At 69.1% G+C, this 23,776-nt stretch carries 21 protein-coding genes; 13 read left to right on the top strand and 8 right to left on the bottom strand.

Annotated elements, in window-relative coordinates; genetic code table 11:
* Positions 1-37 precede the first annotated feature (37 nt).
* On the top strand, positions 38-790 hold the full coding sequence (locus ASG12_RS00360) for a lysophospholipid acyltransferase family protein (RefSeq protein WP_055784040.1): 753 nt from the start codon (positions 38-40) through the stop codon (positions 788-790).
* On the opposite strand, the gene ASG12_RS00355 is transcribed toward ASG12_RS00360, so the two are convergent.
* Positions 772-1,056 (bottom strand): hypothetical protein, encoded by a 285-nt coding sequence (locus ASG12_RS00355; protein WP_055784038.1) that lies wholly within the window; start codon positions 1,054-1,056, stop codon positions 772-774. The genes ASG12_RS00360 and ASG12_RS00355 overlap by 19 nt on opposite strands.
* 121 nt (positions 1,057-1,177) lie before the next feature.
* Here ASG12_RS00355 and ASG12_RS00350 point away from each other — a divergent pair, with 121 nt between their 5' ends.
* On the top strand, positions 1,178-3,193 hold the full coding sequence (locus ASG12_RS00350) for an SDR family oxidoreductase (RefSeq protein ID WP_055784036.1): 2,016 nt from the start codon (positions 1,178-1,180) through the stop codon (positions 3,191-3,193).
* A 93-nt stretch (positions 3,194-3,286) separates the two neighbouring features.
* On the opposite strand, the gene surE is transcribed toward ASG12_RS00350, so the two are convergent.
* Positions 3,287-4,069: a 5'/3'-nucleotidase SurE gene (gene surE / locus ASG12_RS21020; RefSeq protein ID WP_055784034.1), complete on the bottom strand. Its 783-nt coding sequence runs from the start codon at positions 4,067-4,069 to the stop codon at positions 3,287-3,289.
* A gap of 60 nt (positions 4,070-4,129) precedes the next feature.
* Here surE and ASG12_RS00340 point away from each other — a divergent pair, with 60 nt between their 5' ends.
* The 5 genes from ASG12_RS00340 to ASG12_RS00320 all read left to right on the top strand — a co-directional run bounded on the left by ASG12_RS00340 (position 4,130) and on the right by ASG12_RS00320 (position 8,117).
* A complete protein-coding gene (locus ASG12_RS00340) occupies positions 4,130-4,957 on the top strand; it encodes a DNA-formamidopyrimidine glycosylase family protein (protein ID WP_055784032.1) in 828 nt (275 codons plus the stop codon).
* Between the two features lie 67 nt (positions 4,958-5,024).
* The gene (locus ASG12_RS00335; RefSeq protein WP_045821222.1) at positions 5,025-5,444 is read left to right on the top strand and encodes a TOBE domain-containing protein; all 420 of its coding nucleotides are present in this window, start codon (positions 5,025-5,027) and stop codon (positions 5,442-5,444) included.
* Entirely contained in the window at positions 5,444-6,241 is a 798-nt protein-coding gene (modA, locus tag ASG12_RS00330; RefSeq protein WP_055784030.1) for a molybdate ABC transporter substrate-binding protein, read from the top strand. The genes ASG12_RS00335 and modA overlap by 1 nt, the downstream gene beginning before the upstream one ends.
* The gene (locus ASG12_RS00325; RefSeq protein WP_055784028.1) at positions 6,238-7,041 is read left to right on the top strand and encodes an ABC transporter permease; all 804 of its coding nucleotides are present in this window, start codon (positions 6,238-6,240) and stop codon (positions 7,039-7,041) included. Before modA ends, ASG12_RS00325 begins: the two co-directional genes overlap by 4 nt.
* Complete coding sequence (locus ASG12_RS00320; protein ID WP_055784026.1) at positions 7,038-8,117, top strand: sulfate/molybdate ABC transporter ATP-binding protein; 1,080 nt, start codon at positions 7,038-7,040, stop codon at positions 8,115-8,117. Before ASG12_RS00325 ends, ASG12_RS00320 begins: the two co-directional genes overlap by 4 nt.
* A gap of 4 nt (positions 8,118-8,121) precedes the next feature.
* Here the strand turns inward: ASG12_RS00320 and ASG12_RS00315 are convergent, their stop codons facing one another.
* The 3 genes from ASG12_RS00315 to ASG12_RS00305 form a co-directional block, all read right to left on the bottom strand.
* Positions 8,122-8,691 carry a dihydrofolate reductase family protein gene (locus ASG12_RS00315; protein WP_055784024.1) on the bottom strand — a complete coding sequence of 190 codons (570 nt, stop codon included), beginning with the start codon at positions 8,689-8,691 and terminating at the stop codon, positions 8,122-8,124.
* Between the two features lie 63 nt (positions 8,692-8,754).
* Positions 8,755-9,747: an adenylate/guanylate cyclase domain-containing protein gene (locus ASG12_RS00310; RefSeq protein ID WP_235455667.1), complete on the bottom strand. Its 993-nt coding sequence runs from the start codon at positions 9,745-9,747 to the stop codon at positions 8,755-8,757.
* Positions 9,744-10,937, bottom strand: coding sequence for a TetR/AcrR family transcriptional regulator (locus ASG12_RS00305; protein WP_055784022.1), 1,194 nt, complete (start codon positions 10,935-10,937; stop codon positions 9,744-9,746). The genes ASG12_RS00310 and ASG12_RS00305 overlap by 4 nt, the downstream gene beginning before the upstream one ends.
* A gap of 153 nt (positions 10,938-11,090) precedes the next feature.
* Here ASG12_RS00305 and ASG12_RS00300 point away from each other — a divergent pair, with 153 nt between their 5' ends.
* The 3 genes from ASG12_RS00300 (at position 11,091) to ASG12_RS00290 (ending at position 16,289) form a co-directional block, all read left to right on the top strand.
* Positions 11,091-12,299 carry an acetyl-CoA C-acetyltransferase gene (locus ASG12_RS00300; protein ID WP_055784020.1) on the top strand — a complete coding sequence of 403 codons (1,209 nt, stop codon included), beginning with the start codon at positions 11,091-11,093 and terminating at the stop codon, positions 12,297-12,299.
* Between the two features lie 53 nt (positions 12,300-12,352).
* Positions 12,353-14,527, top strand: coding sequence for a 3-hydroxyacyl-CoA dehydrogenase NAD-binding domain-containing protein (locus ASG12_RS00295; RefSeq protein ID WP_055784018.1), 2,175 nt, complete (start codon positions 12,353-12,355; stop codon positions 14,525-14,527).
* A 274-nt stretch (positions 14,528-14,801) separates the two neighbouring features.
* Positions 14,802-16,289, top strand: coding sequence for a flavin-containing monooxygenase (locus ASG12_RS00290; RefSeq protein WP_055787274.1), 1,488 nt, complete (start codon positions 14,802-14,804; stop codon positions 16,287-16,289).
* Positions 16,290-16,366: 77 nt separating this feature from the next.
* On the opposite strand, the gene ASG12_RS00285 is transcribed toward ASG12_RS00290, so the two are convergent.
* Positions 16,367-16,942, bottom strand: coding sequence for a GNAT family N-acetyltransferase (locus tag ASG12_RS00285; protein WP_055784016.1), 576 nt, complete (start codon positions 16,940-16,942; stop codon positions 16,367-16,369).
* 46 nt (positions 16,943-16,988) lie between these two features.
* On the opposite strand from ASG12_RS00285, the gene ASG12_RS00280 reads away from it, so the two are divergent.
* Both ASG12_RS00280 and ASG12_RS00275 read left to right on the top strand, forming a co-directional pair.
* On the top strand, positions 16,989-17,843 hold the full coding sequence (locus ASG12_RS00280) for an alpha/beta fold hydrolase (protein WP_055784015.1): 855 nt from the start codon (positions 16,989-16,991) through the stop codon (positions 17,841-17,843).
* Between the two features lie 43 nt (positions 17,844-17,886).
* On the top strand, positions 17,887-18,948 hold the full coding sequence (locus ASG12_RS00275) for a GNAT family N-acetyltransferase (protein WP_055784012.1): 1,062 nt from the start codon (positions 17,887-17,889) through the stop codon (positions 18,946-18,948).
* 5 nt (positions 18,949-18,953) lie between these two features.
* Here ASG12_RS00275 and ASG12_RS00270 read toward each other — a convergent pair whose 3' ends face one another.
* Both ASG12_RS00270 and ASG12_RS00265 read right to left on the bottom strand, forming a co-directional pair.
* Positions 18,954-19,640, bottom strand: coding sequence for a GAF and ANTAR domain-containing protein (locus ASG12_RS00270; RefSeq protein WP_055787272.1), 687 nt, complete (start codon positions 19,638-19,640; stop codon positions 18,954-18,956).
* A gap of 307 nt (positions 19,641-19,947) precedes the next feature.
* On the bottom strand, positions 19,948-21,951 hold the full coding sequence (locus ASG12_RS00265; protein ID WP_055784010.1) for a M13 family metallopeptidase: 2,004 nt from the start codon (positions 21,949-21,951) through the stop codon (positions 19,948-19,950).
* A 127-nt stretch (positions 21,952-22,078) separates the two neighbouring features.
* Between ASG12_RS00265 and ASG12_RS00260 the strand changes: the two genes are divergently transcribed.
* Positions 22,079-23,725: an NTF2-like N-terminal transpeptidase domain-containing protein gene (locus ASG12_RS00260; RefSeq protein ID WP_327197921.1), complete on the top strand. Its 1,647-nt coding sequence runs from the start codon at positions 22,079-22,081 to the stop codon at positions 23,723-23,725.
* Positions 23,726-23,776: the final 51 nt, after the last annotated feature.

The following is a 23,776-nucleotide window of genomic DNA, read 5'->3' as shown; positions in this document are numbered from 1 at the left end:
GTTCGATCCCACTCGCGAGGAAGGCCCGGGCCCACTGATGGACGTCACCCTGGAGAACGCCGACGAGGTCTATGCCCACTACGCCGTGCACCGACAGCCGGTGATGCGGGCGCGGCTCGCCTACGGCTACCTCGCCGCGCGATACCGACCCAGGGTCGGATACGAGGCGGACGCCCGTGAGCAGATCCGTGCACTGCTGAGAAGCGGGGTGCGATGTGTCGTGTGCGCCAACCATCTCTCCGACAAGGACCAGTTCGTTCTCGCCGCCGCCGCATTCCGTTCGCCGCTACGACGGAGGATCGGACACATCCGCGTCCTGGCCAAGGACGAGCTGTTCACCGATCCGAAGCAACGAGCGCAGATCGACATGATGGGTGGGATACCGGTCTTCCGTCCCAAGGATCACCAGATGCGGGCCGCCGTCGCGGCGGGCCGGCAGATGATCGACATCTGCGTCGAGCGCGCGGCCGACGCCGGTGACAGCATCGCGATCTTCCCGGAGGGGACCCGCAACGAGAACCCGGCAGTCCTGCTCCCCATCGCGAGCGGGGTGGGCCACATCGCGTCGGGTATCGCGCGCCGCACCCCGGTGGCGCTGGTGTCGATCGGTATCGCCTACCCCGACGCGAGCTGTCGCGACGCCGAGGTGGTGATCGGTGAACCCCGCACGATCGCCGCCACCGACAAGGCCGCTGCGATCACCCGCACCGTGCGGGTCGACCTGCAGCACGCGGTCGAACTGGCGCGCGACCGGCTCGCCGGGCGGGCCGATCACCCCCGGTCGAGGTAGAAACCCGCCGTCTCGGTCGCGACCGCCGCCACGTCGCGCGCGGTGTCGGGGTCGATGTCGTGATCGGAGTGCAGCGCGGCGGCCAGGGCGTCGCCGCGCAGGTCGCGGGAACGCAGCAGATCCCAGGCGAGTTCCACCAACCGCACCGAGGTGGGGTGGTCGAGGGTCGGACGGTTCGAGCGCAGCGCCGTCGCCGCCCAGTCCGCATCGAACGTGCCCCGCGGTGGTCCGAAGACGCGCTCGCCGGAGGAGTAGGGATCGGACACACCGCGACCGTACCAACACCGTGGCCCCGCAGGGATTTGGCGAACTCCGTCCACCGGCGACGCCGGGTGGGCGACCATTGAGCCCGACAACGAGACCGCCTGCAACGAACGTGGAGACACCATGTCCACCTATATCGTCACCGGCGCGACCGGCTTCCTCGGACGAAGGGTCGTCGCCCGACTGCTCGAGCGCGAACCCGCCGCGACCGTCCACGCGCTCGTCCGCGCGTCCTCGGTCCCCCGCATCGAGCGGATGGCGTCGGAGTGGGTCGGCGGCGACCGTGTGCATCCGCTCGTCGGCGATCTGACCCAGCCCGAGCTCGGGCTCGGCGACGAGCCGCCCGCGGCCGACCACATCATCCACCTCGGCGCGGTGTACGACATGACCGCGTCGGCCGCCCAGTCGGAGGCGGCCAACGTCCAGGGCACGAAGGCGGTCATCGACCTCGCCCTGCGCCTCGACGCCGTCCTGCACCACGTGTCGTCGGTGGCCGTCGCGGGCGATCACGTCGGTCCCTTCACCGAGGACGACTTCGACCTCGGGCAGGGCCTGCCCTCGCCGTACCACGAGACGAAGTACATGGCGGAGAGGATGGTTCGCGACGCCGTCGGGCTGCGCTGGCGGGTCTATCGTCCGGCGATCGTGGTCGGTGACTCCGAGACCGGCGAGATGGACAAGATCGACGGTCCCTACTACTTCTTCACCGCGATCAGGCTTCTCGGCGCGCTGCCGCACCTGTTGCCCGCTGTGGTCCCCGAGGTCGGCGACACCAACGTCGTGCCCGTCGACTACGTGGCGTCGGCGATGGTCGAGCTGATCCACGCGAGCGGACTCGACCACCGCGCCTTCCACCTCGTGAACCCCCGCCCGCAGTCGACCCGCGAGATCTTCGGAGCCCTCGCCAAGGCGGCCGGCGCGCCGACCGTGGTCGGTTCGGTGCCCGCGCCCATCTCGACCGGGGCGCTGCGGCTCAGCGAACTGCCCGGCATCAAGATCGCCCGCGACCTCCTCCTCGATCAGGTCGGGATCCCGCCGGTGGTGATCGATCACCTCACCTTCCCGTCGGTGTTCTCGTCGGAGAAGACGCAGAAGGCGTTGGCGGGCAGTGGGTTGGCCGTGCCCGAGTTCTCCCACTACGCCGACGTCCTCTGGCGCTACTGGTTCACCGAACTCGACCCGAACCGCGCGCGCCGCCCCAACCCGGCCGGGGAACTGGCCGGGCGTCGGGTGATGATCACCGGCGGCTCCTCGGGCATCGGACTGGCGACCGCGCACAAGGCGGCGCGTCGCGGTGCGCGGGTCATCCTCGTGGCCCGCGGGGCCGAGGACCTCGAGGCGGCCGTCGACGAGATCCGCGCCTCCGGCGGTGACGCCCACGGTTATCCGTGCGACATCACCGACGACGAGTCGGTCGACATGATGGTGAAATCCGTTCTGGACGAACACGATCACGTCGACTTCCTCGTCAACAACGCCGGCCGCTCGATCCGGCGCGGCGTCGTGTACTCGACCGAGCGCATGCACGATTTCGAACGGACCATGAGCGTCAACTACTTCGGCGCGGTCCGCCTGGTGCTCGCCCTGCTGCCCGGGATGCGTGAGCGTCGCTTCGGCCACATCGTGAACATCTCGTCGATCGGTGTGCAGACCAAGGTGCCGCGGTTCTCGGCGTACGTGGCGAGCAAAGCCGCGCTCGACGCGTTCAGCGACGTGATCGCCTCGGAGGTCCATGACGACGGCATCACCTTCACCTCCATCAAGATGCCGCTGGTGCGCACGCCGATGATCGCGCCGACCACCATCTACCAGTCGCTGCCCACCTCGTCGCCGGATGACGCCGCCGACATGGTGATCCGCGCGCTCGAGAAGCGCCCGGTCCGCATCGACACCCCGGTCGGCACCATCGCGGAGTTCACGGGGATGTTCGCCCCGCGGTTCAAGAACGCGTTGCTGCACCAGGCGTATCGGCTGTTCCCGGAATCGGCTGCGGCCAAGGGGGAGAAGCCGGTCGAGTCGTCGTCGGGTGCGGGCAAGGCCGGCAAGAAGTCGTCGCGTCCACCGGTGCCCGTCCCGAACGCGGGGCTCCCGGAGTCGGCCAAGCGCATCGCGCGGCTCATCCCCGGCGTCTACTGGTAGGCCCCTGCTGCTGAGATCGTCCCCCTGAGCGACCTCCGAGGGCAGATCGCCGTCGGTGGGTGCTGTCGGGGACGATCTCAGCAGGGCCGGCGGCTACCGCCAGGTGATGTCGGCGTCGGCGAGGCGCTCGAGCCGGCCCGCGACCTCGGCGTCGAGATGGCCGCTCACCGGCACGATGCTCAGGCTGACGTCGCCGCCGCGGATGGTCGCGACATCGGTCCCGGGCAGCGGTTCGGGACCGGGTTCGAAGGTGAGCGCGTAGTCGGGTCCGTCGCCGGTGTAGCCGATGCGGCCCATCGGGAAACGGTCGGGTGTGGTGGCGACGAATCGCGCGGTCGCGTCGTGCTCGGGTGCGGGCACGTTGACGTTGAGCACGGTGCCGTCGGCGACGAGATCGCGCGGTGCGGCCGAACCGAGCAGCGCGACAACGATTCTTGTGGTCGCATCGAACTGCGCGATGGCGGGCTCGGTGGCCCACGGCAGGTCGGTCGACACCGCGACCGCGGGCACCCCGAAGCTCGCCGCGGTGACCGCTGCGCCGACGGTGCCCGAGAAGTGCACCGCCTGACCTGCGTTCGCGCCGGCGTTGGCGCCGGAGACGACGATGTCGGGTGCGGCATCGGCGAACACCTGCGAGAGCCCGAAGATCACCGAGTCGGCGGGGGATCCCTCGACCGACCAGACGTCGATCTCACCGTCGGGGCGGGTGACCGTGAGGTCGCGGCCCGCGCTCAGCCGTGCGCTGGCCCCGCTCTGGTTGCCCGAGGGCGCGACGACGGTCACCGTGTGCCCGGCCGCGCGGAGTCCCTCGGCGAGGGCGACGATCCCCGGCGCCTGCCATCCGTCGTCGTTGGTCAGCAGGATGCGCAGGCTCATGGGAGACGACGCTATCGGCCGCCCGCCACCCGACGCACGCGGGCCGGGCACGATGGGGGAGTGCCCGAAGGTGACAGCGTCTATGTGGCCGCCCGCAAGCTCGACGTGCTCGTCGGCCGGACGGTGACCCGCGGAGAGCTGCGCGTTCCCCGACATGCGACCGCCGACCTGTCCGAGCGCACGGTGCTGGGACTCGACACCCATGGCAAACACCTGCTGACCAGGTTCTCCGACGACCTCACGCTGCACACGCACATGCTGATGAGCGGCACGTGGACCGTCTCCCGACAGGGCAAGTGGCTGCCGCGCGACCTCATGGCCGAGGTACGGGTGCTGCTGCGAACGGCCTCGGCGTCCGGTGGTGACGGTCCCGCGGCGTACGGCATCTCGATGCCGATCGTCGAGTTGATCCGCACCCGCGATGAACACACCGTGATCGGACACCTCGGCCCCGATCCGCTGCGTGCCGACTTCGACGCCGACGAGGCCGTGCGCCGTATGACGGCCGACCCTGACCGCGCCGTCTCGGCCGTCCTCCTCGACCAGCGCTGTGTCGCGGGCTTCGGCAACCTCTGGGTCAACGAGCTGTGCTTCCTGCGCGGACTGAACCCGTGGACACCGATCGGTGAGGTCGACGTGCCTGCGCTCCTGCGTCTCGGCCGCACGGCGCTGCATCACTCGGCGACCGTCCGCGGCGCCTATCAGGTCACCACCGGCAACAGCCGCCGCGGAGAACAGCACTGGGTCGCCGGCCGGCGAGGGCGTCCGTGCCTGCGGTGCGGGACACCGATCCGCGTGGTCGCCGAGGAACCCAACGACCCCGAGCGCCGACGGACCTGGTGGTGCCCGCACTGCCAACCCGGCCCGGAGGCCCCACCCCGTCGCTGATCCATCCCGTCTCCGCACCTGCGGCTCCCAAGAACGATCGCAGACGCGTATGCGTAGACTTCTGCGCGTGGAACAGATCCGCGTGCGCCGCGCCGCCGAACTGCTCGGCGTCAGCGACGACACCCTGCGCCGATGGATCGCCGCCGGTGAGGTGTCCTCGACGACCGACGACGCGGGCCGCACCGTCGTCGACGGCGCCGACCTCGCACGATTGGCCAGTCGCCGCGCCCCCGAACCCGTCGCCGACGGCATCGGCGCCGAGCGCTCGGCCCGCAACCGCTTCGTCGGCCTCGTCACCGACGTCCGCTCCGACACCGTGATGTCGCAGGTGACGATGCAGTGCGGGCCGTTCGAGGTCACGTCGCTGATGAGCACCGACGCCGTCCGTGATCTCGGCCTCGAGGTCGGTGTCGTCGCGACCGCACTCGTCAAGGCCACCACCGTGATCGTCGAACGCCCCGACAGCTCCCTCGAGAAAGAGAACTGATGACCCGCAACCGGATTCGTCTCGCTGCCCTCGCGATGACCGTCGCCGCACTCGCGACCGCGTGTTCGTCGAACGACAGCTCGGGATCGTCGAACACCTCCGCGTCGGGCTCCTCGGCGAGCGGCGCGCCCGTGACGCTGACGGTTTTCGCGGCCGCGTCGCTGAAGAAGGGCTTCGCCGAGATCGCGCAGGACTTCGAGAAGGCGCACCCCAATGTCACCGTGAAGACCACCTTCGACGGGTCATCGGCTCTGGTGACCCAGATCAAGCAGGGTGCGAGCGCCGATGTCATCGCCACGGCCGACCAGAAGACGATGACCTCACTCGGTGCCGACGCGCTGGACCCGACCACATTCACCCGCAACGTGCTGACCATCATCACCGCGCCCGGCAACCCGAAGAACATCATCTCGGTGCGCGATCTCGCCCGGTCGGGGGTCACGACGGTCCTGTGTGCCCCGCAGGTCCCGTGCGGCAACGCCGCCGCGACCGTCGAGAAGAACACCGGCGTCGACATCCGCCCGGCCAGCGAGGAGACGTCGGTGTCGGGCGTGGTGACCAAGGTGACGAGCGGTCAGGCCGACGCCGGCCTCGTCTACACCTCCGACGCGAAGGCCGCCGGGTCGAAGGTCGCGGCGGTGAACGATCCCGCCTTCGCCGCGGTGGTCAACGAGTACCCGATCGCGACGGTGAAGGGCACGCAGCACGCCGGCGAGGCCAAGCAGTTCATCGACCTCGTCACCGGCGCCGAGGGGCAGCAGGTGTTGAGCGAGCTGGGGTTCGGCGCGGGACGGTGAGAAAGCAGCCGGGCGCACGCGGTGTACCCGTCTGGCTGTACCTGCCCGCGCTCGTCGGGTTGGCGCTCATCGTCATCCCGCCGATCGCGCTCACCCAGCGTCTGCCATGGCGTGACTTCATCTCGTCGATCACCTCCGAATCCTCGCTGCAGGCACTGGAACTGAGTCTGCGCACCGCGGTGGTCAGCACGGTGCTGTGTGTGATCATCGGGGTGCCGATGGCGGTGGTGTTCGCCCGATCCGACGGCGTGGTCCTCCGGGTGGTGCGCGCTCTGGTGCTGCTGCCGCTGGTGCTGCCGCCCGTCGTGGGCGGCATCGCACTGCTGTACGCGTTCGGACGCAAGGGGCTGATCGGTGAGCACCTCACCGTTCTCGGCATCGACATCGCCTTCTCGACCACCGCGGTGGTCCTGGCGCAGACCTTCGTCGCGTTGCCATTCCTGGTGATCAGTGTGGAAGGGGCGCTGCGGGTCTCGGGCTCGTCCTACGAGCAGGTGGCCGCCACGCTCGGCGCCGGACCGACCCGCACGCTGCTGCGGGTGACCGTCCCGCTGGTCGCCCCGGCACTGCTCAGCGGGCTGGTGCTCGCGTTCGCCCGCGCGATGGGCGAGTTCGGCGCGACGATCACCTTTGCCGGCAACGCACCGGGCGTCACGCAGACCGCACCCTTGAAGATCTACGTGGACGAGATCAACGATCCGGAAGCGGCATTACCGCTGTCGTTCGTGCTCATCGTCGTCGCGCTCGTCGTCGTGATCGCGGTGCACCTACGTCGGCCCGGTGTGGGGAACGCGCTGTGACACTGCGTGTACAGGCGATGTCGGTCGCCCCGGACCTCGACGTCGACATCACGGTGCCCGACGGGTCGACGGTGGCGGTGCTCGGTCGCAACGGCGCGGGCAAGAGCAGCCTGCTCAACCTCGTCGCGGGTCTGTTGCGGCCCACGGAGGGCTCGATCAGCGTGGGCGGTCGGACCCTCGTCGACGACGACACCTTCACCGCACCGCATCGCCGGTCGGTCGCCTTGCTGGGCCAACAGCCGCGGCTGTTCCCGCACATGACGGTCGCCCGCAACATCGCTTTCGCGCCTGCCGCAGCACGTGTGGGACGCACCGAGATCCGACAGCGGGTCGAACGTTGGGCCGACGCCGTCGACGTCACCGACCTGCTCGACCGCAAGCCGCATCAGCTGTCCGGTGGGCAGGCGCAGCGTGTCGCCGTCGCACGCGCGCTCGCCGCCGACCCTGCGGTGCTGCTCCTCGACGAACCGTTCTCCGCGCTCGACGTCGACGTGGCGGCGCGCCTTCGCACCCTCGTCGGACGGGTTCTCGCCGACCGCGGACGCATCGCGCTGCTGGTCACCCACGACCTCGTCGACGCCGTCACCCTCGCCGACACCGCCGTCGTGATCGCGGGAGGTCGGGTCACCGCGCACGGGCCGGTCCGTGACGTACTCGCCCGTCCCACCGATGATTTCGCCGCACGACTGGCAGGACTCAACCTCGTGACCGGTCGCTGGGACGGGGAGGCCGTGACCGCCGACGGCCTGCGCGTCGTGGGCGAACCGTCGGCGGATGCCGCACCCACCACAGGTGGCGGCGCGACCGCAGTCTTCGATCCGACCGCGGTCGCGGTCTACACCGACCCGCCGGCCCACGGCAGCCCGCGCACGGTCGTCGAGGCCCGGGTCTCCGAGATCGCACCGGCCGGCTCCCGTGCCTCGGTCCGCTGCGTCGCAGGATCTGCCGAGATCACCGCCGAGGTCACGTGGGCCGCCGTCGCCGATCTCGCGCTCGCGGCAGGCACGGCGGTGTGGCTGACGGTGAAGGCCGGCGAGGTGCAGGTCTACCCGACGGTGTCTCCCGCCGGCTCGTGATCGGTCAGTCGGCGTGGACGACGTCGAAGATCTGCTTCTGGATGCCGTTGCCGTAGGCCTCGTGTTCGACGAGGCGCAGATGCGTGCTGTCCTTGTCGGCCTCGCTGAACAGGCGCTTGCCCGCGCCGAGCAGTACCGGGAACACCAGCAGGTGGTAGCGGTCGACGAGTCCGGCGTCGGCCAGCGACGCGCCGAGGGTTGCGCTGCCCTGCAGCAGGATCGGGCCGCCTTCGGTCTCCTTCAGTGCGGCGACGTCGTCGACCGAGCGCAGGATGGTGGCCGGCCACCGGTCGTCGTCGGACTCCATCGATGTGGAGACCACGTAGCGGGGGAGGGTGTTCATCTGGGCGAACTCCTCCATCGTCGGCCACACCGGCGCGAACGCCTCGTAGGAGGTGCGACCGAACAGCAGGGCGGTCGACTCCTGCTGTTCGCGTCCCTTGATCTCGTAGGCGGCCGGATCGAACTCGATGCCCTCGAAGGTCCAGCCGGAGTTGCGGTAGCCGGGCTCGCCGCCGGGTGCCTCCATGACCCCGTCGAGTGAGACGAACGCGGTGATGATCAACGGGCGCATGGGAATCCTCCGGATGTGTGGGTGGGGCGATCTGAAGGGGTAGACCGGTGTCGCGTCAGGAAATCATCGCGCGTCGTCGGTCGGCTGGTGATCGCGGTTGAGCTCGATGACCCGGGCCTTGAGGTGGCGGTACCCGCGGACGCTGAGCGAGCCGATCGATTTGAAGAAGTAGCGCTCGTCGTCGACGGCGTCGGCGAGTTCGGCGTCGCACAGCGAGGTGCCGGGGCGCGCCGATCCGGTGAGTCGTGCCGCGATGTTGACCGGTTCGCCGAACACGTCGCCGAACCGGGTGAGCACGCGGCCGTAGGCGAGACCGACCCGCAGCGGCGGGATGTCGTGCTGTTCGGTGAGCGTGTGCAGCTCGAGGGCGATCTGGGTGGCCTGCACCGGGTCGGCCACGGTGAACATCACCGCGTCGCCGAGTGTCTTCACGATCTGCCCGTCGTGGTCGGTGATGATGTCGTTGGCGCGGCCCTCGAACGCCTCGAGCAACGCGTTGAGGTCGTCCATGCCGATCTTGCGGGAGAGGCTGGTGTAGCCGACGATGTCGCAGAACCCGACGACGAGTTCGTGCCCCACGGCGTCGTCGGGCACGCGGTCGGAGTCGATGTTGCGCAATGCGGCGGCGAGGTGGCGACGCCAGATGAGTGTCTGCACACGGCTCATCGCCATGGCCATCTGACCGAGGCCGGTGTCGACGCCGCTGTCGCGGTCGAGCTCGTCGAGCCGGTAGGCCTGCCAGTCGGCCAGACGCGACATCGTCTGCCCGATGGCGCGCGCCGCGGCGACCGCCTGGCCCTCCGGCGCCGAACGATAGGCCGCGATGACCAGTCCCATCGCCGAGAGATCGTCCTCGGTGAAGATCGGCTGATCCCGCGAGTCGTGCGCGAACCCGAACGCCCGCCAGATCTCATCGGCGAACTCGGGGTCGATGTCGAGTTCGGAGACCGCCTGATCGCGGGTGAAGACGCGCGGGCCACCGAGCAGCATCTCCTCGACCGCGGCCAGTCGATCGTGCGGGGGATCGCCCTGCGGGTTCTCCTCGGCAGCGGTCACAGTCCCAGAACGCCTTTCATCATCAGCGCGAGTTGTCCGGGGAGCTCCGGTCGGTCACGTCCCCGCCGCATGCGCATCGCGTCGTTGGCGATGCTCAGAGCTGCGTGCACGGTGACCGCGGCCTCGGCCCGGGGGAGTCCGGGGTCGATCTCGCACACCAATTCGATCCAGCGTCGCACGTACTGGCGCTGCGCGGCCAGCAAATCGCGCGCATCGACATCGCGCAGCACGGTGCCGTTGTGGAAGGCCACGGCGAGGTCGGGTGTCGCGGTGAGGACCGTGACGTAGGAATCGGCGAGCCGCGACAGGAACTCCTGCGGTGTGCGCGACGCGGCGTGGGCGGCCATCGCGCCGGCCTCGAGTCGGGCGGCGCTGCGCTGACCGATGCTGGTGAGGATCGCGACCTTGCTCGAGAAGTGCCGGTAGACACTGGGCCCGGTGATGCCGACGGCCTCACCGATCTCGTCGACGCCGACGTTGCCGAACCCGCGGCGTTCGAACAGACCCGACGACGCGTCGAGGATCTCGTCGCGGCGGCCCATCGGTTCGGGCCCGGGCAGTGCGTCGGTCTCGAGCAGCGGCGCGTCGGCGGTGCGCACCGACACCACCCGGGTGATGAGCAGACGGAGCCGCGCGTGCGCGCGCGCCGCCGGGATACGGGTCGCGTGCATGCTCGTGCTGCCGGCGATGCTCAGCGCCGCCCACGCCAGTTGGCGGGCGCCGCGGTCGTCGAGATCGGCCCGCCCGACCTGCAGGGCGCGGGCCCACCGTGCGAGCACCGCCGTGGTGCGGGTGGCGACCTCGCGGTTCTGGTCGTCGGAGAGGAAGGCGCCGTTCCAGCGCCACAACACCGCGGCGTCGGGGCGTCGGATGCCCATCGTGCAGATGCTGTCGACGAGGCCGTCGAGGCGAGCCGGGTCCTCGGGGGCCAGGCCGTCGGCGCGGTCGAGGGCGCGGTCGGTGCAGGCCTCGAGGTCGGCGACACCCGCCAGTACGGCGGCGGCGAGAAGCGCCTGCTTGTCGGCGAAATGGCGGTACACCGAGGGGCCGGTGACCCCGGCGGCCTTCGCGATGTCGGCGACCGACACATGCGAATAGCCCCGCTCGCCGAACAGCTGCGCCGCGAGTGCCACGAGTTGGCTCTTGCGGTCGGCCGGGCGGCGCGTGACGGGTGGGTCGGTGGCGGTCATGGTGAACAGACCTTAGCGCAGAAACTGACCCCGCCGACCGGTTTGACGAGCCGGTATAGCCAAACAAGTTATCGAGCGTTAGCCTCATGCTCAAGAGTTGACCGGGTATCGGACCTGCCAACCGAAGATGTACATCGGAAAGGAACATGCACCATGAGTGACGCATTCATCTACGAGGCGATCCGCACGCCTCGCGGCAAGCAGCGCAACGGTTCGCTGCACGGAACCAAGCCGGTGGATCTGGTCGCCGGCCTGATCGGTGAGCTCCGTACCCGTTTCCCGGACATGGACCCCGCCGACATCGACGACGTCGTGCTCGGCGTCGTCTCGCCCGTCGGCGAGCAGGGCGCGGTCATCTCGCGCACCGCCGCCCTCGTCGCGGGCCTGCCCGACACCGTTCCCGGCACCCAGATCAACCGCTTCTGCGCCTCGGGCCTCGAGGCCACCAACCTCGCCGGCCAGAAGGTCGCGTCGGGCTGGGACAACCTCGTGATCGCCGGTGGCGTCGAGTCGATGTCGCGCGTGCCCATGGGCTCCGACGGTGGCGCCATGTTCCAGGACCCGGCCACCGCCTACGACCTGTACATCGCCCCGCAGGGCATCGGTGCCGACCTGATCGCCACCCTCGAGGGCTTCAGCCGTGAGGATGTCGACGCCTACGCCGTGGAGTCGCAGAACCGCGCCGAGGCCGCATGGTCGGCCGGTTACTTCGCGAAGTCGGTCGTCCCGGTCAAGGACATGAACGGTGTCCTGATCCTCGACCACGACGAGCACCGTCGCCCCGGCTCGTCGGTCGAGTCGCTGGGCAAGCTCAAGCCTGCGTTCGCCGGCATGGCCGAGATGGCCGGGTTCGACGAGGTCGCGAAGCAGAAGTACCACGCCGTGGAGAAGATCAACCACGTCCACACCGGCGGCAACAGCTCCGGCATCGTCGACGGCGCCGCCCTGGTGCTCGTCGGTTCGGCCGAGGCGGGCAAGCGTGCCGGCCTCACCCCGCGGGCGCGCATCGTCGCCACCGCGCAGACCGGCAGCGATCCCACGATCATGCTCACCGGCCCCACACCGGCCACCGAGCTGGTGCTGAAGAAGGCCGGACTCACCGTCGACGACATCGACGTCTTCGAGCTGAACGAGGCGTTCGCCTCGGTCGTCATGAAGTGGATGAAGGACCTGAAGATCCCGCACGAGAAGACCAACGTCAACGGTGGCGCGATCGCGATGGGCCACCCGCTCGGCGCGACCGGCGCGATGATCCTCGGCACCGTCGTCGACGAGCTCGAGCGCAGCGGCGGCCGCTACGGCCTCGTCACCCTCTGCATCGGTGGCGGCATGGGCGTCGCGACCATCATCGAGCGCGTCTGACGCACCGGCCTCTCCCACACACGACTGCTTCTCACTAAGGACATCCGAAACACATGAGCGACAACATGATTGCCTGGGACAAAGACGCCGACGGGGTCGTCGTCCTGACCATGGACGACCCGAACCAGGGCGCGAACACCATGAACGACCTGTTCATGAGCTCGCTGGAGGCCACGGTCGACCGCCTCGAGGCCGAGAAGGACGACATCACCGGTGTCGTGCTCACCTCGGCGAAGAAGACCTTCTTCGCCGGCGGCGACCTCAAGGACATGACGAGCGACCGCGGTGAGCGCGACAAGGTGGAGATCGCCACCGAGATCACCAACCGCACCAACCATCTGAAGAAGAACCTGCGTCGCCTCGAGACCTTCGGCAAGCCCGTCGTCTCGGCCATCAACGGTGCCGCACTCGGTGGCGGGCTCGAGATCACCCTCGCCACCCAGCACCGCATCGCCGCGGACGTGAAGGGTGCCTCCATCGGCCTGCCCGAGGTCACCCTCGGCCTGCTGCCCGGTGGCGGCGGTGTCGCACGCACGGTGCGCCTGCTCGGAATCCAGAACGCGCTCATGGGCGTTCTGCTGCAGGGCCCGCGCATGCGCCCGGAGAAGGCCAAGGAGACCGGCCTGATCCACGAGGTCGTCGGCAGCGTCGAGGAGCTGCTCCCGGCCGCCAAGGCGTGGCTGAAGGAGAACCCCGAGGCCGTGCAGCCCTGGGATGTCAAGGGATACAAGATCCCCGGCGGCTCGCCCTCGAGCCCGTCTCTCGCGCAGGTCCTCCCGGCCATGCCGGCCATCCTGCGTCGTCAGCTCAAGGGTGCACCGATGCCCGCACCGCGTGCCATCCTCTCGGCCGCGATCGAGGGCGCGATGGTCGACATCGACACCGCCACCGAGATCGAGACCCGCTACTTCGTGTCGCTGGTGACCGGCCAGGTCGCGCAGAACATGATCAAGGCGTTCTTCTTCGACCTCAACCACATCAACGGCGGCGGCTCGCGCCCCGACGGTTACGAGAAGTGGACCGCGACCAAGGTCGGCGTCATCGGCGCGGGCATGATGGGCGCGGCGATCGCGTACGTCTCGGCCAAGGCCGGCATCGACGTCGTGATCAAGGACATCGACCTCGATGCGGCCAAGCGCGGCAAGGCCTACTCGGAGAAGCTCGAGGAGAAGGCGCTCTCACGCGGCAAGACCACGCAGGAGAAGTCTGACGCCCTGCTCGCCCGCATCCACCCGACCGTCGACGCCGCGGACTTCAAGGGCGTCGACCTCGTGATCGAGGCGGCCTTCGAGTCGGTGGAGGTCAAGCACAAGGTGTTCCAGGAGATCGAGGACATCGTCGAGCCCGACGCCGTGCTCGGCTCGAACACCTCGACGCTGCCGATCACCATCCTCGCCGAGGGCGTGAAGCGCTCCGAGGACTTCATCGGTATCCACTTCTTCTCGCCCGTCGACAAGATGCCGCTGGTGGAGATCATCAAGGGTGCCAAGACCTCGGATGCGGTGTTGGCCAAGGTCATCGACTACACCCTCGCCATCAAGAAGACCCCGATCGTCGTCAACGACAGCCGCGGCTTCTTCACCTCGCGCGTCATCGGCACGTTCATCAACGAGGCCATCGCGGCCGTCGGTGAGGGCGTCGAGCCGCAGATCATCGAGCAGGCGGGCCAGCAGGCCGGCTATCCGGCTGCGCCGCTGCAGCTCTCGGACGAGCTCAAGCTCGGCCTGATGCAGAAGATCCGCAAGGAGACGCAGGAGGGCGCCAAGGCCGAGGGCAAGGAGTTCCCCGACCACGGTTCCTACGATGTCATCGACCGTCTGCTCGAGCAGGGCCGCGACGGCAAGACCGCGGGCAAGGGCTTCTACGACTACGACGAGAACGGCAAGCGCACCGGCCTGTGGCCCGGACTGCGCGAGGAGTTCAAGTCGGGCAGCAAGGAGGTCCCGTTCCAGGACCTCATCGACCGGATGCTGTTCGCCGAGTCGCTCGAGACCGTGAAGTGCTTCGACGAGGGTGTCATCACCTCGATCCCGGACGCCAACATCGGCTCGATCTTCGGTATCGGCTTCCCCGCGTGGACCGGTGGTGTCGTGCAGTACATCAACCAGTACCCCGGTGGACTGCAGGGCTTCGTCGATCGCGCGAAGGACCTGGCGTCGAAGTACGGCAAGCACTTCGAGCCGCCGCAGTCGCTCGTCGACAAGGCCGCCAAGGGTGAGAAGTACTGATCTGACCTGAGGTCGACAGACACGACAGAGCGGCCCGGTTCCTCCACGAGGAGCCGGGCCGCTCTTCTGTGTGTGCTGACTGGGTCGTACAGCCGCTGACGGTGCGGAAGCCCGTCGTCGAGTGTGCGTTGTTCGTTCGTCGGGTCACGGTGGGTTGTCAGCACACTCGACGGCGGTTTCCACACAGTCAGCTGAGATGGTCGGGTTCGGCACGGTCAGCTGCGGTGGTCGGTTTCCACACGGTCAGCACCGTGTGTCGGGGATACTTGCGGGCATGGTGGACAACAGGCCCGATCACGAGGTCGTCATCGTCGGTGGAGGGTTCTCGGGCATCGGGGCCGCGATCCTGTTGGGGAAGGCCGGGTTCGACGACTACCTGCTGGTCGAGGACGGCGACGGTCTCGGTGGGGCGTGGCACTGGAACACCTATCCCGGCGTCGGGGTCGACATCCCGTCGTTCAGCTACCAGTTCTCGTTCGAGCAGCGCGCCGACTGGTCACGGGTGTTCGCGCCGGGTTCCGAACTCAAGGCCTACGCCGACGACTGCGTGCGCAAGTACGGCATCGACGCGCACACGCGACTCAACACCCGCGTCATCGACGCCGACTTCGATGCCACGCACGACCTCTGGACGCTGACCCTGCGCGGCGGCGAGACCCTCACCGCGCGCTACGTGATCGGCGCGACGGGTGTGCTCACCCAGCCCAAGCCGCCCGAGATCGACGGCATCGACTCGTTCGCGGGGACGGTGATGCACACCGCCCGGTGGGATCACGACGTCGACCTCGCCGGCAAGCGCGTCGCGGTGATCGGCACCGGTGCGTCGGCGGTGCAGGCCATCCCGGCGATCGCGCCGATCGTCGACCACCTCACGGTGTTCCAGCGCACCCCCATCTGGTGTCTGCCGAAACCCGACGCGGCGATGCCCTCGGCCGCGCGCACCACACTCGGTGCCATCCCGGGCGCGAAACGTCTGGCGCGCACCCTGAGTCAGGTGTTCGTCGAGTTCAACTTCCCACTGCCCGCGCACTTCAACGGTGTCCTGCCGATCGCGACGGTAGGCGAGAAGCTCGGCCGCCTCTACCTCCGCCGCGCCGTCCGCGATCCGCGCACCCGGGAGAAGTTGACGCCGCGCTACGCCCTCGGCTGCAAGCGTCCCAGCTTCTCCAACGCCTACCTGCCGACCTTCAACCGCGACAATGTCAGCCTCGAGACGACCTCGATCGAGGAGATCACCCCGACCGGGATCCGGACCTCCGACGGCACCGTCCACGAGATCGACATCCTCGTGTTGGCAACGGGATTCAAGGTGTTCGAGCGCGGCAACATGCCACCCTTCGGCGTGCGCGGGATCGGCGGCATCGACCTCGACACGTGGTGGGACAAGAACCGCTTCCAGGCGTTCCAGGGCGTGAGCGTGCCGGGCTTTCCCAACTTGTTCACCATCCTCGGGCCCTACGGCTACAACGGGTCCTCGTACTTCAATCTCATCGAGACCCAGACCCGTCACATCCTGCGGTGTCTGCGCCGCGCCCGCGACACCGGTGCCACGCGCGTGGAGGTGACCGAGGAGGCCAACGCCGAGTACTTCGAGACGATGCTGGCCCGACGCGGGAACCAGGTGTTCTTCCAAGGCGGTTGCGGCGGCGCCAACAGCTACTACTTCGACGACCACGGGGATGTGCCGTTCCGTGCATCCACCACGCTCGAGACGATGTGGACCAGCCGCCGGTTCGACCTCGACAGCTACTCCTTCAGCTGATTCTCACCGGCGCCGGGAGCGGAGCGAGCGGGCCGATCAGTCACCGGCGCCGGGAGCGGAGCGAGCGGGCCGATCAGTCACCGGCGGCGGTACATCCCCCACATGGTGGGGCCGTCGGGGATCACGATCTCCCGGGTGATCTCGAAGCCGAACCGCTCGTACAGCGGTGTGTTCCGCGCGTTGCTGTTCTCGAGGTAGGCCGGTCCGTCGACGGTGGCCAGTCGATGTTCGAGAAGTGCGCTGCCGCAACCCTGTCCGGTGACCACGGCGCCGAGCAGCGCCAGGTACCAGAGATCGCCGTCGGGACGCGCGTCGTCCATGGCCCGTTGCACGATTTGCCCACGCGCCGCGGCGGCCGGGCCCATCCTGCGCGCGAACACCGGGCCCGCGACCAGTCGGTGCCACAGTCCGGGGCGGTGCCCCGGCGGGTCCCATGCCGCCGCGGCGACGGGTTCGCCGTCGACGTGCACGATGTCCGACGATCCGCGTGCGCAGTGCTCGTGGGTCATGAGGGCGTCGTAGAACGGGCCGATGCGCCTGCCGTCGGGAAAGATGAACCGCACCACCGGGTCGTCGGCGAACGCCCGGGCGAGGATCGCGGCCACCGTGTGCCGCTCGTGGGTCCGGGCGACTCGGACCGCCTGGGAGGTCATGCGACCACGATAGCCAACAAACGAGAACACGTTCTAGTCTGAGCGGGTGGACGTGACATATGAGGGCACCCGACGCGAGCTCACCACCGACAAGGGAGTGCTGCGCTATCACGAGGCGGGCGACCCCGACGCCCCGCCGCTGCTCCTGCTGCACGGCTCGGGACCGGGGGTCACGGGCTGGCGCAACTTCCGCGGCAACCTGGGCACGTTCGCCGAGCAGCACCGCTGCCTGGTGCTCGAGTTCCCGGGCTTCGGCGTCAGCGACGCCTGGGAGGGGATGCCGGTGCTCAACGCCGGCAAGGCCGTGAACCTGTTCATGAAGCAGCTCGGCATCGAGAGCGCGGCGATGATCGGCAACTCGATGGGTGGTGTCGTCGGGGTCAACCTCGCCATCCGCAAACCCGAACTCGTGAGCAAGCTCGTCACCATCGGCGGTGTCGGCGGCAACTTGTTCAGTCCCTCACCCAGCGAGGGGTTGACGCTCCTGCAGGAATTCGCCGACGACCCCGACCGCGACAAGCTCGTCCGCTGGCTGCGCGCGATGGTCTTCGACAAGGCACTGGTGACCGACGAGCTCATCGCCGAACGCTGGGACGCCGCCACCCACCCCGACGCCCTCGCGACCGGCCGCGCGATGTACGGATCGGCGGCGTTCGAGATGCAGCAGCAGTTCATGGCCGCCGCCGACACCCCGCCCTACTGGGCGATGATGCACAAGGTGGCCTGCCCGACCCTGCTGACCTGGGGCCGCGACGACCGCGTGAGCCCGCCCGACATGGCGCTGGCGCCGATGCGTCTCATCCCCGACGCGCAACTGCACGTGTTCCCGCGCTGCGGTCACTGGGTGATGATCGAGGCCAAGGCGGCATTCGAGGCCACCGTGCTGGCCTTCCTGGCCTGATCGACGATCCTGGCCGACCTCGGCGGCGTTGCTACCCTGAAGCGTGAACGGGGGCAGCGTCGGGAGAGATCTCGGCGAGCAATGGGGTGATCTCGCGGGCCGCGTGGGTGCGCGGTTCACCGACGGTCCGACCTACGCCGCAGCCGCCGCCACCCTGCACCGCACCACTCCCCACACCGTGGCCGTCCACCGTGGTGGGGACCTCGTGGCGATCGCTGCGTTCGCGGCTCGCCCGCTCGGACCCCTGACCCTCGCCCGATCGATCGGCCGTGGTCTCGGTCAGGGCGGTGACGTCATCGCGATCGACGACCGCGCCGCCGACGACCTCGCCGACCGCCTCGCGCGGAGTCGACACATCCTGCGACTCGAACAGTTCCCCGCCGACAGCCCGTTGCTCGACGCGCTGGCCCGCGACCGGCACTGGCACGTCCACACCCGGGTGGTCTCGGAGATCCCGACGCTGACCCTGCGTCCCGACGCCACCGCCCGCGCCGTGCGCAGCGGCCGCACGTTGGGTCAGCTGCGGTCGGTCCGGAGGAAACTCGCCGCCGACGGCCGCGAGGTCGCCTTCGAGCTCGTGCGCAGCCGCGCCGACCTCGACCGGCGATGGGGCGACATGCAGCGGGTCGCAGGGTTACGCGCCGACTCGCGACCCGAATGGGACGCATGGCTCGCCGGAGACCGTGCGACGCTGGTGCGCACCGTTCTCGACGGTGAGGCCGCCGCCGGTCGACTGCGGGTCCTCGGGATCACCGTGGGCGGGGTGTGGGTCGGCCACGACATCGCCGTCCGGTGCGGCACCACCTGGGCGCGGTATCTGACACATTTCGATCCCGACCATGCGCGACTGCAGCCGGGTCACCAGTTGATGGTGTGGATCGTCGACCACCACCGCGAACTCGGCATCGACCGCATCCATCACGGCCGTGGGTCGACCCCGGTGAAGGAGGCGTGGTCGAACCACGCGATCGACGCCGTCGACGTGTGGGCGGTGCCCGACACGGTCGCCGGTGGTCGGGTGGCGCTGCCGATGCTGGTGGCGGCCGCGACCGCGCGAGCCCGCGTCCCGGCCGGGCTCACGCGCCTGGCGGACCGTGCCCGCTGAGGTGACTACTCGCCGGGGCCGGCGTCGACCACCTGCAGCGCCACATCGGCGAGTTTGGTGTTCGAATCCTGCGACAGACGCGCCAACAGGCGGAACGCCTCGTCGGAGTTCAGCGTGTAGCGCTCCATCAACATGCCCTTGGCCTGACCGATGATGTCGCGGTTGGTGAGCGCGGCGCGGATCTGTTCCTTCTCGCGTACCGAGGAGAACGCGATCGCGGCGTGCGCGGCGAACAGGGCACCGATCGAGCGGGAGTCGTCGTCGAATGCGTCGACCCGGGTGCTGTGCAGGTTGAGGGCACCGAAGTTGTCGCCCTCGACGTAGAGGGTGAAGCACAGCATCGAACGGATGCCCAGCTCGGCGGCGGCCGCGCTGAACGCGGGCCACCGGTCCTCGGTGGTCATGTCGCGGATCCACACCGTGTCGGAGTGCAGCGCCGAGCGGATGCACGGGCCCTCACGCAGCTCGGACTGCAGCCGGTCGGACTCGCGGGCGAGATCGCCGATCAGTACCGGGCTCTCCACGGCGGCGTTGCCGGTGACCAGCGTGATGCTCGCGTACTCGGCGCCGGGGATCGACTCGACGGCCGACGCGCTGATGGCACGAAGGATCGTCTCGGTGTCCTTGCTCTCCGAGCGCAGCCTGCGGGCGACGTCGGCCATCTGTGCCGGGAGTGCGGCCACCGGGGACATGTCCTTCGCCGAGGCCGGTTGCGAAAGGACCCCGTTGTCGTTGGTCTCGCCGTTCATGTCAGCCAGCGACTGCATGTGACTCCCCCCTCGGATCTTCTCCCGCACGTCTTCGCTCAATTGATCCATCTCGTGTGTGCTTTTTCTCCCACGGGGCCGTCACCGGTAGCGGGGCCACGCCCCAGTGAGACGGCCACCTTGCTCTAGATGTCGGTCGGGAAAGCATAGCCAGCCCGAACGCTCTGCTGCGCCACAGCCACCGAACTGGTCCGGGTGAATCATCGTTCGCAGGGCTCCGGGTTCTGCGGTGTCACCAGATCCGGACGCGCTCGGCCGGATCGAGGTAGAGGCGATCGCCGGGACGTACGTCGAACGCCTCGTAGAAGGCATCGACGTTGCGCACGACGCCGTTGCACCGGAACTCCGGTGGCGAGTGCGGGTCGACGGCCAGTCGGGTGATGGCCGCGGCCTCACGCAGCTTGCTCCGCCACACCTGCGCCCACCCGAAGAACACACGCTGCAGACCGGTGAGGCCGTCGATCCGCGGCGGCTCGGTTCCCTCGGTGGCCAGCCGGTAGGCGACCAGGGCGATCGACAGGCCACCCAGGTCGCCGATGTTCTCGCCGATGGTGAACGCACCGTTGACCTTGTGCGACGTGTCGAGCCCGCGGGGGGTGAACTTGTCGTACTGCGCGATCAGGACCTTCGTGCGCTTGCCGAACTCCGAGCGGTCGGCGTCGGTCCACCAGTCCACGAGGTTGCCGTCGCCGTCGTACTTGGCGCCCTGGTCGTCGAAGCCGTGGCCGATCTCGTGTCCGATGACCGCGCCGATGCCGCCGTAGTTCGCGGCGTCGTCGGCGTCGGGGTCGAAGAACGGCGGCTGCAGGATCGCCGCGGGGAACACGATCTCGTTCATGCCGGGGTTGTAGTAGGCGTTGACCGTCTGCGGGGTCATGAACCACTCGTCGCGGTCGACCGGGCCGCCGATCTTCGCGAGCTCCCGGTCCTGCTCGAAGGCCGACGCCCGCGCGACGTTGCCGACGAGGTCATCGGCCACCATCTCGAGACCGGAGTAGTCACGCCATTGCGCGGGGTAGCCGATCTTCGGGGTGAACCGGTCGAGCTTGGCGAGCGCCTTCTCCCGCGTCTGCGGGCTCATCCAGTCGAGATCGCTGATGTTGCCGCGATAGGCCTCCACCAGGTTCGCGATCAGCTCGTCCATGCGGGCCTTTGCCGCCGGGGGGAAGTGGCGCTCGACGTAGATCTTGCCGACCGCGAAACCGATGGCCGCCTCGACGAGACCGACACCGCGCTTCCAGCGGTCGCGGTTGACCGGCGTACCCGACAGGGTGCGACCGTAGAAGTCGAAGTTCTCCTCGACGAACGCCGCAGGCAGATAGGGCGCCGCGGAGTGCACGACCTCCCACTGCAACCAGGTGATCCAGTCGGTGAGCGGGCGGTCGGCGACCAGGCCGCCGAGTCTGTCGACGAACGACGGCTGTCGCACCACGACCTCGTTCAGTGCGGACTGTTCGACACCCAGGCCGCGCGTCCACGCGGCGACGTCGAAGGCGCCCGCCGCCGAGGCGATCTCGGCGAACGAGCGCAGGTTGTAGGTGAGGTCGGCATCGCGGCGCTTGACCACGTCCCAGTGGAAGCCCGCGATCGCGGTCTCGAGATCGAGGACCGTCGCGGCCTTCGCCTCGGCCCCCTCGGATCCGGCACCGTCGATGCCGGCCAGCGCCAGCATCGCGCCGACATGCGCGCGGTAGGACTCGCGGGTCTCGCGGTGCTTGTCCTCGGTGTAGTACGACTCGTCGGGCAGGCCGATGCCCGACTGCGACAGGTGCACGAGGTAGCGATCGGACTGCTTGGAATCGGTGTCGACGTAGAAGCCCAGGGCGCCACCGGATCCCGCGCGCTGCAGCTCACCCATGACCTCGGCGAGCTCCTCGGTGGAACCGATCGCGGCGACACGGTCGAGCTGCGCGCGGATCGGGCTGAGCCCGAGCGACTCGATGCGGTCGGTGTCCATGAAGCTGCGGTACAGCGCGCCGATCAGCTGCGCGTCCGACCCGGTGGGGGCGTCGGTCGTCTCGGCGCACTCGACGACGATGTCGCGGACGTTCTCCTCGGCCCGATCGCGCAGGGTGTAGAACGACCCGTCCATGGGGCGGTCCTCGGGGATCTCGTGCTCGGTGAGCCAGACGCCGTTGACGTGCTCGAACAGGTCGTCCTGCGCGCGAATTGACTCATCCACCCAGTCGAGGTCGATACCGGAGGGTGCGGGTGCGGAAGCGGTTGTGGAGGTCACCGTCCCATCCTGCCTGACAACACCGTCGCGCCCCGGGCCCGTGAGCCGGTTACTCGATCGTGACGGGACCGTAAGCGAAACGCGAACGTCAACGGTGTCATTAGTTATGTGACAGGAGTGAACTGACGTGGTGAAAGTTGTCATCTCGACTCGCGTGCGTGTCATCGCCGCGACGGTCGTCAGCGGCGTGTTGGTGTTGTCGTCCTGTGGTGTGTTCAGCGACGAGCCGAAGACCGACTCGCAGCGCATGCTCGACGTGTTCGCCTCCGCCATCTCTTCGCAGGACGCCGCTCGCGCCGCGGCCCTGACCTCCGCGCCGGGCCAGGCCGCCACCCAGATCGGCGACACGCTGTCCGCCATGCACGCCGAGTCGGTGTCGGTGTCGGTCACCGACCCGGTCGAGTACTCCGACCACACCGCGAGCTACGGCCTCACCACCACCTGGCACCTCGGGCGCGACCGCGAGTTCACCACCGAGACCACCGGCACCGCCCGCAAGCTGACCGCGGGTTGGCGGGTGCAGTGGGAACCCACCGTCCTCGCGTCGGGACTGCAGGCCGGTGGCGTGCTGCGTTCGATCCGTACCGACGCGCGCCCGGCGCCGGCGGTCCTCGACGCCGCGCGCGCACCGTGGATGACGCTGCAACCCACCAACGACATCGTGATCGACCCCGCCGCCACGCCGAACCTGCCGAACACGGTGCGCCGTCTCGCTGCGGTGATCGCACCGATCGCGCCGCTCATCACCGGACCCGTCATCGACCGCAGGCTCGCCGACGCCGGTGGGAAGCCGGTGCAGGTCGTGTCGCTGCGCGACTCCGACATGACGGTGCTCGCCGGCAATCCGGCCGCCGTGCCCGGTGTCGCGGTGAACCGTTCGGGTGCGCTGCTCGTCACCGACCGTCGGGTGAGCTCGCCGCTCACCGACGGGATCACGAACTACTGGCAGGCGATCCGCGACGCCACCTCGGGCTGGGCGGTCGAACTCGCCGACCGCAACGGTGCGGTGACGCGCCTGGCCGGGGCCCAGGGACCCGCGGCCCCCAGTTTCGCCACCACGTTCGCCCCCGGCGTCCAGCTCTCGGTCAACGAATCGGTCGTCGACGTCGCCCAGCCGGCCACGATGCTGGTCCTCGACGCGCAGTCCGGGGCGATCCTCGCCGCGGCGAACAACGACGCCGCCGACGCCGCCCAGGCGAGCGCCGGTGGGTCGGTGCTGACCGCGACGACCACGCCGGGCAGCACGCTGGTTCCGGTGACCACGGCCATCGCGGCCGCGTCGAAGGGTGACGACGAGAAGGCCCAGAAACTGCTGCACGCACTCGGTCTCGGTGTCACCTTCGCGATCCCCGGTGTGTCGATGCCGTCGGCGAACTCCTCGCGGGTCTCGGCCGCGGCGTTCGATCCGGACGCCCTGCAGGTCTCGCCGGTGTCGATGGGGGCCTTCGGTGTCGCGATGGCGCGGATGAGCTCCGTCGCGCCGACCTTCGTCTCCGGCGTGCCCACGAAGGTGCGCGGCGGCGACCTCGGACCGGTCGACGCCGGTGTCTCCTCGGCCGTGAACGCCGCCATGCGCGCCACCGCGAAGACCGGCGACGCCAGCGACCTGACCGGGGCACCCGGACTGCGCGCCCTGGTGGGCACGAACGGCCCGCAGGGACCGGGGTGGTTCGTCGGGATCGTCGGGAAGCAGGTCATCGTCGTGCACTGTGCCGGTGAGCGATCCGGCTCGGCGGCCCTGCAGGTGGCACAGAAGTACTTCCGCAGTCGCTGATGTGACCCGAGCCGGGTCGGTGGGACGACCCGATCGCTGACATCATGGCGG

The sequence above is a fragment of the Williamsia sp. Leaf354 genome, assembly GCF_001424365.1.
Taxonomy (GTDB): Bacteria; Actinomycetota; Actinomycetes; order Mycobacteriales; family Mycobacteriaceae; genus Williamsia_A.
This window is presented reverse-complemented; position numbering and strand designations above follow the sequence as displayed.